The sequence below is a fragment of the Streptomyces sp. NRRL F-2664 genome (assembly GCF_000719345.1).
Taxonomy (GTDB): Bacteria; Actinomycetota; Actinomycetes; order Streptomycetales; family Streptomycetaceae; genus Streptomyces.
Genome location: NZ_JOFX01000589.1, coordinates 1 through 239, shown reverse-complemented (window position 1 = coordinate 239; position 239 = coordinate 1). Strand labels below are relative to the sequence as shown.

Genomic DNA, 239 nt, shown 5'->3' with positions numbered 1-239 from the left:
CGCCCCGGTGTAGGCGCGGCCCCCCTCGGCCCAGACGTTCATCCGCTGCTCGGGCGCGGCCAGCTCACCGCGGTCGTCGAGGGTGCGCAGGCGGGTCGCGGCCAGCGCCGGCACGGGCGATCCGGGAATCTCCTCGTAGCCGATCTCGGTCACCGCGCCGAGGGGCGAGGCGACGCGGGTGACGACGGGGCCGTGTCCGGCCAGCGGCCGCCCGTACTCCAGCCCCGTCACCGCCCCGT

General features: G+C 77.8%; 1 protein-coding gene. It reads right to left on the bottom strand.

Translation table 11 applies throughout. The annotated features are described in order from the left end of the window. Positions 1–239 (bottom strand): hypothetical protein (locus tag IF89_RS40310; protein WP_043195207.1); only part of this gene is annotated, 239 nt, incomplete at both ends.